The organism is Sphaerisporangium sp. B11E5, from assembly GCF_039871875.1.
Taxonomy (GTDB): Bacteria; Actinomycetota; Actinomycetes; order Streptosporangiales; family Streptosporangiaceae; genus Sphaerisporangium.
The window spans coordinates 93,022-106,460 of sequence record NZ_JBDPMD010000011.1 but is presented as its reverse complement, the minus strand read 5'-3'; the positions used below and the strand labels follow the sequence as shown (position 1 = coordinate 106,460).

12 protein-coding genes are annotated in these 13,439 nt (G+C 70.7%); 9 read left to right on the top strand and 3 right to left on the bottom strand.

The annotated features are described in order from the left end of the window. Window positions 1-16: 16 nt before the first annotated feature. Window positions 17-757, bottom strand: coding sequence for a GntR family transcriptional regulator (locus ABGB17_RS13840; RefSeq protein ID WP_347629234.1), 741 nt, complete (start codon window positions 755-757; stop codon window positions 17-19). Between the two features lie 459 nt (window positions 758-1,216). Here ABGB17_RS13840 and dapA point away from each other — a divergent pair, with 459 nt between their 5' ends. From dapA to ABGB17_RS13825, 3 genes are all read left to right on the top strand, one after another. Beyond that, window positions 1,217-2,131 carry a 4-hydroxy-tetrahydrodipicolinate synthase gene (dapA, locus tag ABGB17_RS13835; RefSeq protein WP_347629232.1) on the top strand — a complete coding sequence of 305 codons (915 nt, stop codon included), beginning with the start codon at window positions 1,217-1,219 and terminating at the stop codon, window positions 2,129-2,131. A 234-nt stretch (window positions 2,132-2,365) separates the two neighbouring features. Further along, the gene (locus ABGB17_RS13830; protein WP_347629230.1) at window positions 2,366-4,051 is read left to right on the top strand and encodes a ribonuclease J; all 1,686 of its coding nucleotides are present in this window, start codon (window positions 2,366-2,368) and stop codon (window positions 4,049-4,051) included. A gap of 50 nt (window positions 4,052-4,101) precedes the next feature. After that, window positions 4,102-4,653, top strand: a complete 552-nt coding sequence (locus ABGB17_RS13825; RefSeq protein WP_347629228.1) for a DUF402 domain-containing protein — start codon at window positions 4,102-4,104, stop codon at window positions 4,651-4,653. Window positions 4,654-4,762: 109 nt separating this feature from the next. Here the strand turns inward: ABGB17_RS13825 and ABGB17_RS13820 are convergent, their stop codons facing one another. After that, on the bottom strand, window positions 4,763-6,082 hold the full coding sequence (locus ABGB17_RS13820) for a pectate lyase (RefSeq protein ID WP_347629226.1): 1,320 nt from the start codon (window positions 6,080-6,082) through the stop codon (window positions 4,763-4,765). 65 nt (window positions 6,083-6,147) lie between these two features. Next, entirely contained in the window at window positions 6,148-7,089 is a 942-nt protein-coding gene (locus ABGB17_RS13815; RefSeq protein ID WP_347629224.1) for a 5-dehydro-4-deoxyglucarate dehydratase, read from the bottom strand. 218 nt (window positions 7,090-7,307) lie between these two features. On the opposite strand from ABGB17_RS13815, the gene ABGB17_RS13810 reads away from it, so the two are divergent. The 6 genes from ABGB17_RS13810 to ABGB17_RS13785 all read left to right on the top strand — a co-directional run bounded on the left by ABGB17_RS13810 (window position 7,308) and on the right by ABGB17_RS13785 (window position 13,362). After that, entirely contained in the window at window positions 7,308-8,195 is an 888-nt protein-coding gene (locus ABGB17_RS13810) for a sugar ABC transporter permease (protein WP_347629222.1), read from the top strand. A gap of 11 nt (window positions 8,196-8,206) precedes the next feature. Beyond that, window positions 8,207-9,097, top strand: coding sequence for a carbohydrate ABC transporter permease (locus ABGB17_RS13805; protein WP_347629220.1), 891 nt, complete (start codon window positions 8,207-8,209; stop codon window positions 9,095-9,097). 27 nt (window positions 9,098-9,124) lie between these two features. Beyond that, window positions 9,125-10,441, top strand: coding sequence for a sugar ABC transporter substrate-binding protein (locus tag ABGB17_RS13800; protein ID WP_347629218.1), 1,317 nt, complete (start codon window positions 9,125-9,127; stop codon window positions 10,439-10,441). 183 nt (window positions 10,442-10,624) lie between these two features. Beyond that, window positions 10,625-11,776 (top strand): enolase C-terminal domain-like protein, encoded by a 1,152-nt coding sequence (locus ABGB17_RS13795; protein ID WP_347629216.1) that lies wholly within the window; start codon window positions 10,625-10,627, stop codon window positions 11,774-11,776. After that, window positions 11,770-12,537: an NAD(P)-dependent oxidoreductase gene (locus ABGB17_RS13790; protein ID WP_347629214.1), complete on the top strand. Its 768-nt coding sequence runs from the start codon at window positions 11,770-11,772 to the stop codon at window positions 12,535-12,537. The genes ABGB17_RS13795 and ABGB17_RS13790 overlap by 7 nt, the downstream gene beginning before the upstream one ends. 42 nt (window positions 12,538-12,579) lie before the next feature. Next, a complete protein-coding gene (locus ABGB17_RS13785; protein WP_347629212.1) occupies window positions 12,580-13,362 on the top strand; it encodes an IclR family transcriptional regulator in 783 nt (260 codons plus the stop codon). The last annotated feature ends 77 nt before the right edge of the window (window positions 13,363-13,439 follow it).

The following is a 13,439-nucleotide window of genomic DNA, read 5'->3' as shown; positions in this document are numbered from 1 at the left end:
GCCGGCCGGAGAGAGGTCAGACGCCCAGGGGGACCGTGTAGACGAGGCGGAAGCGGTTGCCGGGGATCACGACGTCGCTGGTCTCCACGGGGCGGTCCAGGGACCAGTGGGTGCGTTCCACGTGGAGGACGTGGACGCCGGTGGGGAGGTCCAGGAGGTCGCTCTCGTGAGGCTGGGGGACTCTGGTGTGGACGCTCTCCCGGATGTCGGTGACTTTGACGCCGGCGGCGGAGAGGCGGGACAGGAGGCTCTTGCGGCCGTTGGTGCCTTCTTCGGGGGTGGAGTGGGTGCGGGTCAGGTCGGCGGGTTCGTAGGAGGTGGCCAGTTGCATGGGTTTGCCGTCGGTGCGGTAGACGTAGCGCGTGCGGATCACGGGGGTGAGCTCGGGGAGGGAGAGGCGGCGGGCGAGGTCGCGGGTCGCCTTGATCTGGTCGGTGCGCCAGTCCCAGGTGGCGCGGCGGCCGGCGGCCTGCATGTCGGCGGCGAAGGGGGCATCGTGGTCGATGTTGCGGCAGCGCTGTAACGGATGGAGGACGGACTTCTCGCGGACGTAGTGGCCGGAGCCGACCTTGCCGACGATCAGGCCTTCGGCGGCGAGCACGCGCAGGGCGTGACGGGCGGCGGTCTCGCCGACGCGGAAGCGCTGGGTGAGCTGTGCGCGGGAGGGGATCGGCGCGCCTGGTGGCAAAGTGCCGTCGGCAATCTGGCCCCGCAGCTCTTCGACGACACGTAGATACACCGGGTCGTTGCCAGTCATCCGTCCATCCCTGGGAGTAGCTCGGAGATCGTTTCCCTATCTTGCCGTAACCGTGGGACAACTAGGAGTAATGACCGAAACTTGGAGCCCCAACTTTACCAAACGCGATTCTGGGGGAACAGTGGGTGACCGCCGATGGGACCGGTCCAGGCGGGCACGCCGCCGAGGTGCGGCGATGCGTGAGGCCTGCTGGTGCCGCCCGGCGCGACGAAGCCCTGCCGCGCCCCTGGGCACCCCCCGCGCCGAAGCATCCGAAAATTCTCCGTAGAACCGTGTAACGCACTCGTAAGCCGCTCCGATTCTTGGGATAGAGGCCGCCGATGTGTGTACCCCCGAGCACATATCGGCGGCCTCTATCCATGTCGCCGCCGGGGGGACGCGGGGGAACGGTCCGCGGACTGTGGTGAACCGGGGTGGCGGGGTCCACCGTTTCCCCGGTATCCGGGTACCGTTCGGTCTATGGCATCGCCACTCGCAACCTCCGGCGCGCCCTTCGGCCGCATGCTGACCGCCATGGTCACCCCCTTCACCGCCGAGCGCGCCCTCGATGTCGACCGCGCCCAGCGGCTCGCCACTTACCTCGTCGACGAGCAGAAGAACGACGGCCTGGTGGTCAGCGGCACCACGGGGGAGTCCCCCACGACGTCCGATGCCGAGAAAGACCTGCTCCTGCGGGCCGTGCTTGAGGCCGTCGGCGACCGCGCCACGGTGGTGGCGGGTGTCGGCACCAACGACACCGCCCACTCGATCGAGCTGGCCAGGGCCGCCGAGCAGGCGGGCGCCCACGGCCTGCTCCTGGTGACGCCGTACTACAACAAGCCCCCGCAGGAGGGCCTGTACCACCATTTCGCCTCGGTGGCGGACTCGACCGGCCTGCCCGCTATGCTGTACGAAATCCCGGGCCGTACGGGCACGGCGATCGCCGTCGAGACGCTGATCCGCCTGGCCCAGAATCCTCGCATCGCCGCGGTGAAGGACGCCAAGGGCGACTTCTTCGCCTCGTCCCAGGTCATGCTCGCCACCGATCTGGCGTTCTACTCGGGTGACGACGCCGTGAACCTGCCCTGGCTCTCGGTAGGCGCCGCCGGCTTCGTCAGCGTGGTGGGCCACGTGGTCGGCGCGCAGCTCGCCGACATGATCGCCCGCTACCGCGCGGGCGACGTCGAGGGCGCCAGGGACGTGCACCAGCGACTGATCCCGGTGGTGGCGGGCATCATGACCCGCACCCAGGGCGCGATCATGACGAAGGCGGCGCTGGACCTGGTGGGTCAGGCGGGTGGCCCGCTGCGGCTGCCGCTGATCGAGGCCACCGAGGAGCAGTTCGCCGCCCTGCGCGCCGACCTGGTCGCCGGCGGCGTCAAGCTGGTCGACTGAGCGGTCCCGCGGCGTGCGGCGGTGGCCCGGCCCCAACGGGCCACCGCGCAGCCGGCCTGGACCACAAAACGTAGAGATATTGGGAAATGTCGGAAAGATGCCGCGCGCTGAACGCGGCAAGGAGGAACGGAATAGTTTGCGACAGAGATACCGCGAAGTAGGCCCGCGCCGCGCGCGACGGCTCGGCGAGGGGGCCGTAACCGCGCGCCGGGCCGGTGCACACGGGGGTAGAACATGAGCCATCCGCATCCCGAGCTCGGCCCGCCTCCGCCGCTCCCCGAGCACGGCCTGCGCATCGTCGCGCTCGGCGGCCTCGGCGAGATCGGCCGCAACATGGCGGTCTTCGAGTTCGACGGCAGGCTGCTGGTCGTCGACTGCGGCGTGTTGTTCCCCGAGCCCGAGCAACCGGGCGTCGACCTGATCCTGCCGGACTTCGACTACATCCGCGACCGTCTCGACGACATCGAGGCCGTCGTGCTGACCCACGCGCACGAGGACCACATCGGCGCGGTGCCCTACCTGCTGCGCGAACGCTCCGACATCCCCCTCGTGGGGTCGGTGCTGACGCTCGGCCTGATCGAGAGCAAGCTCACCGAGCACCGCATCCAGCCGGTCAAGGTCGAGGTCGCCGAGGGGGAGCGGCGCCGCTTCGGCCCGTTCGAGTGCGAGTTCTTCGCGGTCAACCACTCCATCCCGGACGCCCTGGCCGTCGCGCTGCGCACGCCGGCGGGCCTCGTGCTGCACACCGGCGACTTCAAGATGGACCAGCTCCCGCTGGACGGCCGCCTCACCGACCTCGGCGGCTTCGCCAGGCTCGGCGCCGAGGGTGTCGACCTGCTGATGTCGGACTCCACCAACTCCGAGGTGCCCGGCTTCGTGCCGAGCGAGCGCACCATCGGCCCGGTGATCGACGAGGTCTTCCGCAGCGCCGAGAAGCGCATCATCCTGGCGTGCTTCGCCTCCCACGTCCACCGCGTCCAGCAGATCTTCGACGCCGCCGAGGAGAACGGCCGCAAGGTCGCCCTCATCGGCCGCTCGATGGTGCGCAACATGGGGGTGGCCCGCGAGCTCGGCTACCTGCGGGTCCCCGCGGACATCCTGGTCGACTCCCGCGAGATCGAGGAGTGGCCGCCGGAGGACGTGGTGCTGATCTGCACCGGGTCGCAGGGCGAGCCGATGGCCGCGTTGTCGCGCATGGCCAACCGCGACCACCCGATCCGGGTGGCCGAGGGCGACACCGTGGTGCTGGCGTCCTCGCTGGTGCCCGGCAACGAGACCGCGGTCAACAAGGTCATCAACGGCCTCACCCGCTGGGGCGCACGCGTGGTGCACAAGGGCAACGCGCTGGTGCACGTCTCCGGCCACGCCGCCGCGGGCGAGCTGCTGTACGTGCTGAACGCCACCAAGCCGTCCAACTTCATGCCGGTGCACGGCGAGTGGCGGCACATGCGGGCGCACGCCAAACTGGCCGCGCTCACCGGCGTGCCCGACGACCACATCGTGATCGCCGAGGACGGCGTCGTGGTCGACCTGGTGGACGGCCGGGCGCGCATCACCGGCGCGGTGCAGTGCGGCTACGTCTATGTGGACGGCTCCTCGGTGGGCTCGGTCACCGACGTCGCGCTGAAGGACCGGCGCATCCTCGGCGACGAGGGCTTCATCTCGGTCGTCGTGGTGGTGGACTCCACCACCGGCAAGGTGACCGGCGGCCCCGAGGTGTACGCCCGCGGCTCGGGCATCGAGCTGGAGGCGTTCGACGCGGTGATCCCGCTGATCGAGAAGGCCCTGGAGGACTCGGCGGCCGACGGCGTCGCCGACCTGCAGCAGATGCGCCGGGTGACCAGGCGCATCGTCGGCCGCTGGGTCAACGACAGCTACCGCCGCCGGCCCATGATTATTCCGGTGGTCGTGGAGGTCTGATGGGGCGTAGGTTCCTTGGCGGGACCCCTTCCGCCATGTGAGGAGCCGTCATGCCCGAAATCGAAGCCGGTCCGCCGGTGACCGCCGGCTCCTCCGGCGTCACCGGCACCGCGATCGAGGTCACCTACACCAAGTTCGACGGTTCCCTGCACTGGCACCACCGCGGGCGTCTGCTCGGTGAGGACGAGCACGGCCGGTGGACCGGCTGCCCGGCGGGCACGCCCGGCGCCCGCGGCACCGAGCTGTCCCTGGTGTGGGACCACGCGTTCGTCATGCTGTTCCCGAGGGACGCGTGGTTCACCGTCAACTTCAACGCTCCTCCGGAGCACATGGAGATCTACTGCGACATCACGACCGTCCCCGTCTGGCGGGACGGCCGGGTGACCATGGTGGACCTGGACCTCGACGTGCTGCGCCTGCGCGACGGCCGCGTGCTGCTCGACGACGCCGACGAGTTCGCCGAGCACCGGGTGCGCTACGGCTACCCGCCGGACGTCGTCGCCGAGGCGGAGCGGTCGGCCGCGTGGCTGATGGACGCCGTCCGTGAGCGCCGCCCGCCGTTCGACGGCACCCACGAGCGCTGGCTGGCCGAGGTGACCTGACGGTGCCCTGGTGCCGGACGGCGCCGGCGGCCGGGCCGGCCCGGCACCCGGGACGGCCCGGAGCCGGTTGCCCGCCCGGCTCCGGGCCGCCGCCCGGGGGTCCCGCGGTTCAGCGCAGCCGGCCGGCCCCTGCCAGCAGGGGCACGGTGAGCGGGACCACCAAGGCCGGGTCGATCCGGGTGTGCAGCGTGGGCGTCCAGCCCACGTCGGGCGAGAGGTCGGGGTCGTGCGCCGCGTTGTGCGCGGCGAGGACGTCCAGGGCGCGCACGCGGTGTCCCTGCGCCACCAGGCTGCCCTCGGCGTGCACGGCGGTGCCGCCCCAGTTGTAGACGATCTCGCTGAGCGGCACGGCGGCGCCCAGCTTGAAGAAGTTGTCCTGGGCGTAGATCTTGGACTGCACGCCCACGCCGAGGCTGTAGACGTACCCGGCGCCGTCCGGCACCTCGTAGTGGTTGTTGTACACGTGCACCTGCCCGAACCGCACCCGCGGCGCCCGCTGCAGCACGGTGTCGAACACGTTGTGGTGCACGGTCACGTTGAGCTTGCCGAGGTCGGTGGCGGGGTTGTTGGTGGAGCCGATCAGCATCGTCTTGTCGTGATCGGCGAACCGGTTCCACGACACGGTCGCGAGGTCGGAGCCGTTGGTGATGTCGAGCTGACCGTCGTGCACCTGGTAGGGCCGCCCGAAGTACAGCGGCTGGGCGGAGTCGGGGTTGTCGCCGTCGTCGAAGGTGTTGTGGTCGGCCCACACGTGGGTGGACCCGGTGACCGAGACGTTGTCGTACAGCGAGTTCCAGTTGCCGTCCGCGCCGTCGGTGGGGTCCCACTGCGGGAAGCAGTCGTAGGCGTCCTGGAAGTGGATGTTGCGGATGATGACGTTGTCGGCCTTGTCGACGTGCAGGTTGAAGCCCTTCAGCACCGCGCGCCCCAGCCCGACGATGGTGGTGTTCGACCCCACCTTGGGCTTGATCCGCGCGGTCTGCCGGGCCGCGGAGGCCGCGCGGGCGTCCTCGAGGGCCCCGGACGGCTCGCTGTCGCGGCCCCACACCGCCGGGTCGTACGCCGCGAGGTAGCCCTCCAGGGTGTAGCCGCCGGTGGCGTAGTCGGCGCAGGTCAGCCGGCGGCCGTCGTCGCCGGTGTTGGCGTCGACGACGCCCTTCACATAGATGATCTTCGGGGTCGGGTCGGCGCCGTTCAGTGCGGCGATCAGCCCGGCCCGTGTGGTGACGGTGAAGACATGTGCCGCGTCGGCCGCGGCGCCGCCGGTGGTGCCGGTGGTCGCGGACGCCCACCCGTCGCCGGCCGGCAGGGTCCGCCGCCCGAGGGGGACGCCGTGGGCGGACGCCGGCCCGGCCGGTACGGCGATCACGGTGGCCGCGCACAGGGCCGCCGCGGCGAGGGCGGCGGCCCGGCGTGAGGGTGTTCTCATGGGGGGTGTACCTCCTGGGTCAGGCGGAGGTCCCCGCCCGGGGCGGGCGGGGCGTCGCTGTCGGGTCAGAGCTCCTCGGCGAGCGCGAGCCCCCGCTCGATCAGCTCGCCGAGCCGTTTGACGTGCTCGGGGGCCGGCTCGCACAGCGGGGCGCGCACCGGCCCCGCGTCCAGCCCGCGCAGCCGCACGCCGGCCTTGACCAGCGACACGGCGTACCCGGTGCCCTGGCGGCGCAGCTCGACGAACGGGCGGAAGAACTCGTCGATGAGCCGCGCGCACGTGACGTCGTCGCCCTCCACGAGGGCGCGGTGGAACCGGGTCGCGAGGGCGGGCAGGAAGCAGAACACCGCGGAGGAGTAGAGCGTGACGCCGAGCCCGCGGTAGGCCAGCGCGGACATCTCGGCGGTCGGCAGGCCGTTGAAGTACAGCAGCTCGCCGGACGCCGAGCGCACCGCGCTGACGATGCGCTGCAGCAGGTCGAGGTCGCCGTAGCCGTCCTTGAGGCCGACGATGCCCGGGTGCCGGGCGAGCGCGACCACGGTGTCCGGCTCGAACACGGCGTTGTCGCGCTGGTAGAGGATCACCGGCAGCGCGGTGTTGTCGGCGAGGTTCTCGTAGTGCCGCCGCAGCCCCTCCTGGTCGGCGTGCACGAGGTAGGGCGGCAGCGCGAGCAGCCCGTCGGCGCCCGCCTTCTCGGCGGCGGCGGCGAACGTCAGCGCCATCGAGGTGCCGTACCCGGTGCCGGCGATCACCGGCACCTGCCCGGCCGTCTCCTCGACGGCGGCCTCGACGCAGGCGGCGTAGTCGTCAAGGCCGAGGGCCGGGAACTCGCCGGTCCCGCAACAGGCGAACACGCCGGCACACCCCCCGGCGACCCCCTCGCGGACGTGTGCGCGGAAGGCGTCCAGGTTGAGCCGCTCACGAGGGTCGCAGGGTGTGACGGGGAAGAAGAGCGGCCCGCCGGCCCTGTCCGCCAGCACTGTCATGCGGTCCTTTCCGATGTCCATATGCGAGAACCTAATTCATGTATATGAACACAGGGAACGTATGGCGGCCAACCCCCCGCGGTCAAGAGAGCGGCGGAAACCCGGGCGACCAGGATTCGAAATGTTTCGGTTACCTGGTGAAGGCTTGACAGCCGCCGGGCGGCGTTCCTACGTTGACGGCGCGTCCACATGCGTGAACGTCGTTCAGGAATGTGTGTGACTATCGAACGGAGCGCGAGGTGGCTTTGGCAACAGGACGCCCCCGGGCGCTGCGCTGGGCTCCGTACCTGCTGATCTCCCCGACCGTGCTGCTGATCGCGATCTTCCTCGTGTACCCCATCGGCAGCGTCCTGTACTACAGCTTGCAGCACTACAACCTGACGCGGCCATGGTCGGACGGCTTCGCCGGCCTGGACAACTTCCGGCAGATGCTGCTGGAGGACCCGCTGTTCTGGGCCAGCCTGGGCTTCACGGCCAAGTGGGTGACCGTCGAGATCGGCCTGCAGCTCGTGTTCGGCATGGCGCTGGCGCTGATCGTCAATGAAACGTTCATCGGCCGTGGCCTCGCCAGGTCGCTGGTGTTCTCGCCGTGGGCGGTCTCCGGGGTGCTCACCACCGGCATCTGGATCCTGCTCTACAACCCCACCACCGGTATCGTCCGCTACCTCGGCGCGCCGGAGGCCGCGGTGCTCGGCAACCCCGACACCGTGTTCGGCGCGCTCGTCATCACCGAGCTGTGGCGCGGGGTGCCGTTCTTCGCGATCCTGCTGCTCGCCGGCCTGCAGGGCATCCCGGGCGAGCTGTACGAGGCCGCCGCGGTGGACGGCGCGGGCCGGGTGCGGCGGTTCCTGCACGTCACGCTGCCCCACCTGCGCGACGCGATCGTGCTCGCCACGCTGCTGCGCGCGGTGTGGGAGTTCAACAACGTCGACCTGATCTACACGCTGACCGGCGGCGGTCCCGCCCAGGTCACCACCACGCTGCCGCTGTACGTGGCGCAGCGGGCCATCGACTCCAAGGACTTCGGGTACGGCTCGGCGCTGACCACGGCCGGGTTCGTGATCCTGCTGTTCTTCTCGCTGGTGTACCTGCGGCTGAGCCGGTTCGGCGCGGACCACAAGGCATGAGGGGCGGTTCCATGGCGACCGAGGTGATCCCGCGGCAGGCGGCGCAGGCCCCGCCGGGCACCCCACCGGGGGGCGCGCCCGCGCGGCGCGTGCGCGACCCCGGCCGGGTGCTGCGGCTGTACGTGCCGCTCGGGCTCTACCTGGCGTTCACCCTGATCCCGTTCTACTGGATGATCGTCTTCGCGCTGCGGCCCGCCGGGTCCACCTCCCCGGTGCCCTGGCCGATCACCTTCGAGCACTTCGCCACGGTGTGGAATGACATCGGCTACGCGGTGTTCTTCAAGAACAGCGTGATCGTCGGCGTGCTGTCGCTGTTCTTCACCACCGTGATCGCGCTGATGGGCGGGTACGCCCTGGCGCGGTTCCGGTTCCGCGGGCGCGGGGTGTTCATGGTCGTCCTGCTGTGCACGCAGTTCATCCCGGGCGCCATGATGCTGATCCCGCTGTTCACGATCTTCCGCGAGCTCAAGCTCATCAACTCGCTGTGGAGCCTGGTCGTCGCGGACACGGTGTTCAACCTGCCGCTGTCCATCATCCTCATGAGCGGCTTCGTCACCGCGGTCCCCTTCCAGGTGGAGGAGGCCGCCATGGTGGACGGCTGCTCGCGGCTGCGGGCGTTCTTCGCGGTCGTGCTGCCGCAGCTACGGCCCGGTCTGATCGCGGTGGGGTCGTTCGCCTTCATCCACACCTGGAACAACTTCCTCTTCGCGCTGATGTTCATCAGCCGGCAGGACAACTTCACCATCCCCGTCGGCCTGAGCTACACGATCGGGGAGTACAGCGCCGACTTCGGGGCCCTGGCGGCGGGCGGCGTGGTCGCCGCCCTGCCCGTCGTGTGTGTGTTCGCAGTGATTCAGCGCTACCTGGTGCACGGCATCAGCGCCGGTGCCGTGAAGGGATAGCACCCCCCGACTGGAGGACACCGATCCATGAGAAGCATCACCAAGGCCGCGACGGCCGCCCTCGCCGTCCTCGCCCTGTCCGTGGCCGCCACGGCCTGCGGATCCGGCTCGGGGGCACCGGGCACCAGCGCGGCTCCCACCACCATCACCTTCTGGGACAACAACGGCGGCGTGCGCACGCCGATCTATCAGGAGCTCATCAAGCGTTTCGAGAAGGCCAACCCCACCATCAAGGTGGAGTACGTCGGCATCCCGATCGCGTCGGTGCAGCAGAAGTACGACACCGCGATCGCGGGCGGCGAGACCCCCGACGTCGGCGGTGTCACGACCAGCTACCTGGCCGGCCTCGTCGGCCAGCAGGCCCTGGAGCCCGCCGACGGGTGGCTGTCCTCCAGCGGCATGGGCGGCACGCTGCTGGACAGCATGCTGACCTCGGTGAAGGCGGCCACGCCGGACGGCAAGGCGTACATGGTGCCGTCCACCTCCAACCTGGACGTCGTGTGGTACCAGAAGGACAAGCTCTCCGCGGCGGGTGTCGAGGCGCCGCGGACGTGGGACGAGTTCTTCGCCGCGGTGCCCAAGCTGACCAAGGCCCCCGACCAGTACGGCTGGACCATCCGCGGCGGCGCCGGGTCGATCTTCCAGCTCCTCGCCGAGGCGTACGCCTACTCCGGCGTGACGCAGTTCTTCGACGCCTCCGGCAAGAGCACGGTGAACGACCCGAAGAACGCCGAGCTGGTCGGGAAGATCGCTGAGCTGTTCAAGAAGGACACGCCCGAGGCGGACGTCACCAACGACTTCCCGAAGATGGTGGCGCAGTTCACCAGCGGCAAGGTCGCGATGATGCACCACAACCTCGGCTCCTACAACGACCACGTCAAGGCGTTCGGCGCCGACAAGGTGGACGCGTTCCCGCTGCCGGTGGGCGCGTCGGGCAAGCGCACCATCGTCGCCAACCCGGTGGACGGCTTCGGGGTGTTCAAGAACAGCGAGCACAAGGAGGCCGCCTGGAAGTTCGTGGAGTTCCTGGTCTCCAAGGAGAGCAACAGCTACTGGAACCAGCAGACCGGCCAGATCCCGGCCAACAAGGACGCGCAGGGCGACGCGTGGCTGGGCGAGCGGCCGTACCTGAAGAACGCGGTGGAGGTGCTCGCCGACCCGGCCACCGTGGTCGTGTCGCCGCCGTACCACCTGCCGCAGTTCTCCTCGATCACCAAGGCCGACACCGAGCCGCTGTTCCAGAAGGTGCTGCTCAAGCAGATGACGCCGCAGGAGTTCCTCGACGCCATGGCGCAGAAGCTCACCGAGGCCCAGGCGGAGTGGAAGAAGGCCAACCCGAACTGACCGGGCCGGCGGCGGATCGGTACCGGCACTGATCGATCGGCACCGATCGGCGGGGCGGGACCGGCGTGCCGCACCCCCGCCCACCGCACCCCGCCCACCGCACCCCCGCCCGCCGGGGCCGGCGTCCCCCGCCTGACCGCGGACGCCGGGCCCGGCACCGAAGACCCACCGGAAGGGAGCGTCATGGCCGTCATCGAACGCGTCACCGTGACGGTGTTCACCACCGTCACCCGGTCCGTGGTGGACGGGCACGGGCACCGGCACCCCGGGCCGCCCCGCGAGGTCCGCGAGGCCCTGCTGGAGATCACCGACAGCGACGGCGCCACCGGGCGGTGCCTCGGCGCGCCGGAGACCCTGCGCGAAAGCATGATCAACGCCCACGTGCGCCCGGTGCTCGTCGGCCAGGACGCCGTGGACCGCGAGCGCCTGTGGCACGGCCTCGCCCGTCGCCAGCGGGGCGCGCACGGCCACCTGACCGACCGTCTGCTCAGCACGGTCGACCAGGCCCTGTGGGACCTCATGGGCCGCAGACTGGGCCTGCCGGTGTGGCGCCTGCTCGGCGGGGCCAGGTCCACGATCCCCGCCTACGCCAGCACCATGTGCGGCGACGACATCCCCGGCGGCCTCGCCACCCCGGCCGACTACGCCGGCTTCTGCAAGGAGCTCGTCGCCCGGGGCTACCGCGGCATCAAGCTGCACACCTGGATGCCGCCGATGCCGCACGGCGTCGCGCTGGACATCAAGGCGTGCGCCGCCGTGCGGGACGCGGTGGGGCCGGACGTCGCGCTGATGCTGGACGCCAACCACTGGTACAGCCGCACCGAGGCCCTGCGCCTCGGCCGGGCGCTGGACGAGCTCGGCTTCGCCTGGTACGAGGAGCCGATGGAGGAGGCCTCGGTGCAGTCGTACAAGTGGCTGGCCGACCAGATCGCGACGCCGGTGCTCGGCCCTGAGACCTCCTGGGGCAAGCACATGGCGCGGGCCGAGTGGGTGGCCGCCGGGGCGTGCGACATCCTGCGCGTCGGGGTCGTCGGGTCCGGCGGCATCATCCCGGCGATCAAGGCGGTGCACACCGCCGAGTCGTTCGGCATGGGCTGCGAGATCCACGGCAACGGCTCCGGGGCGCTGGCCGTGATCGGCGCCACGCTGTGCGGGGAGTGGTACGAGCGCGGCCTGCTGCACCCGCACTCGGACTACGATTCCCCGCCGCCGCACCTGAGATCCGTCGTCGATCCCATCGACGAGTCGGGCATGGTCACGCTGCCGTCCCGCCCCGGGCTGGGCGACGATCTTGACGAGGACCACATCGCCGCCCATACGGTGGTCACATGGTGAAAAGTGTGCTTGTCACCGGGGCGGCGGGGCGGATCGGGACCTGCCTGACCGAAGGGCTTCCCGACCACGGTCACACCTTGCGGCTGCTGGACCGTGAACCCCTCGACCACCCGCGGTTCGAGACGATCCGCGGTGACGTCAACGACCTGGATCTGCTGGAGCGGGCGATGAAGGACGTCGGCGCCGTCGTCCACATGGCGGGCGTCGCCGCGACCAGCGCCCCCTGGGAGAAGGTGCTGTCCGCCAACATCGAGGGCACCTACCACGTGTTCGAGGCGGCGCGCCGGGCCGGGGTCGAGCGGGTGATCTTCGCCAGCAGCAACCACGCCGCCGGCTTCACCCGGCGGCAGCCGGGGGTGCCCGCCGACACCCCGGTGGCGCCCGACTCGCTGTACGGCGTGTCGAAGGCTTACGGTGAGGCGCTCGGCCGGTTCTACGCCGACCGGTACGGCCTGCGCGTGGCGGCGCTGCGCATCGGGTCGTTCGCGCCGCGGCCGATGTTGCCCCGCGGGTTGTCCACCTGGCTCAGCCCGGGGGACATGGTGCGGCTCACGCAGGCGTGCCTCACGTCGCCCGACCTGACGTACGCCATCGTGTGGGGAGTGTCGGCGAATACGCGAAACTGGTGGGACCACGCCGCGGGCCGCGCGCTCGGCTACGAGCCGCAGGACGACGCCGAGGCGTACGCCGCCGAGTTCGAGGAGATGGACACCGGCGACCCGGAGTACGCCTGGCTCGGCGGGTGCGTCGTGGAGGCCTGACAGGCCAGAATGGAGGACGAGGTGCGGCAGGGAGAAGCGGACATGACCGAGCAGGGATCCACCGTGCCGCACGTCAAGTCCGCCGTGCGGACCGTGGAGCTGCTCGACTTCTTCGCGCAGTACCCCGGCCTGCACAGCCTCTCCGACCTGCAGGGCAAGCTCGGCTACCCCAAGAGCAGCCTGCACGCCCTGCTGCGCACGCTGGTCGGTCTCGGCTGGATCGAGACCGACGTCACCGGCACGCTCTACCGCATCGGCATGCGCGCGCTGCTGGTGGGCGCCACCTACATCGACGGCGACCCGGTCGTGCAGATCGCCCGGGACGCGCTGGACTGGCTGGCCGAGGTGACGGGGGAGACCGTCCACCTCGCCCGGCTGGACCACTTCGACGTCGTCTACCTCGCCACCCGGGCCTCGCGGCACTACCTGCGGCCGTTCACCCGGGTGGGCCGCCGCCTGCCGGCCTCCACCACCTCGCTCGGCAAGGCGATCCTCGCCACGCGCGACGACGCCGAGGTGAGCCGCCTGCTGCCCGCGGAGCTGCCGAGGCTCACCAAGAACACCATCGTGGACCAGGGCCAGCTCATCGCGGACCTGCGGCGGGTGCGCAAGAGGGGCTACGCCGTGGACCGCGAGGAGAACACCGAGGGCCTGCGCTGCTTCGGCGCGGCCCTGGACATCGCCTACCCGCCGCGGGACGCGCTGAGCGTCTCGGTGCCGGTGCCCCGGCTGACGGCGGGCAGGGACAAGGAGATCGCCGCCTGCCTGCTTGAGGCACGCGACCGCATCGAGGTCGCGGCCCGGGGCGTACGCCGCACGTACTGACCCGCCTCGCGGGCCGCGGCCGGGCGGCTCCCGCACGCCCTAAGATCGTTCTATACCGTGGTACAAGATTTCATGTA

Bases quoted from the DNA above. Each gene is read 5' to 3' on its own strand.
- ABGB17_RS13840 (WP_347629234.1), bottom strand. From the start codon at position 757: ATGACTGGCAACGACCCGGTGTATCTACGTGTCGTCGAAGAGCTGCGG.
- dapA (WP_347629232.1), top strand. From the start codon at position 1,217: ATGGCATCGCCACTCGCAACCTCCGGCGCGCCCTTCGGCCGCATGCTG.
- ABGB17_RS13830 (WP_347629230.1), top strand. From the start codon at position 2,366: ATGAGCCATCCGCATCCCGAGCTCGGCCCGCCTCCGCCGCTCCCCGAG.
- ABGB17_RS13825 (WP_347629228.1), top strand. From the start codon at position 4,102: ATGCCCGAAATCGAAGCCGGTCCGCCGGTGACCGCCGGCTCCTCCGGC.
- ABGB17_RS13820 (WP_347629226.1), bottom strand. From the start codon at position 6,082: ATGAGAACACCCTCACGCCGGGCCGCCGCCCTCGCCGCGGCGGCCCTG.
- ABGB17_RS13815 (WP_347629224.1), bottom strand. From the start codon at position 7,089: ATGGACATCGGAAAGGACCGCATGACAGTGCTGGCGGACAGGGCCGGC.
- ABGB17_RS13805 (WP_347629220.1), top strand. From the start codon at position 8,207: ATGGCGACCGAGGTGATCCCGCGGCAGGCGGCGCAGGCCCCGCCGGGC.
- ABGB17_RS13800 (WP_347629218.1), top strand. From the start codon at position 9,125: ATGAGAAGCATCACCAAGGCCGCGACGGCCGCCCTCGCCGTCCTCGCC.
- ABGB17_RS13795 (WP_347629216.1), top strand. From the start codon at position 10,625: ATGGCCGTCATCGAACGCGTCACCGTGACGGTGTTCACCACCGTCACC.
- ABGB17_RS13790 (WP_347629214.1), top strand. From the start codon at position 11,770: ATGGTGAAAAGTGTGCTTGTCACCGGGGCGGCGGGGCGGATCGGGACC.
- ABGB17_RS13785 (WP_347629212.1), top strand. From the start codon at position 12,580: ATGACCGAGCAGGGATCCACCGTGCCGCACGTCAAGTCCGCCGTGCGG.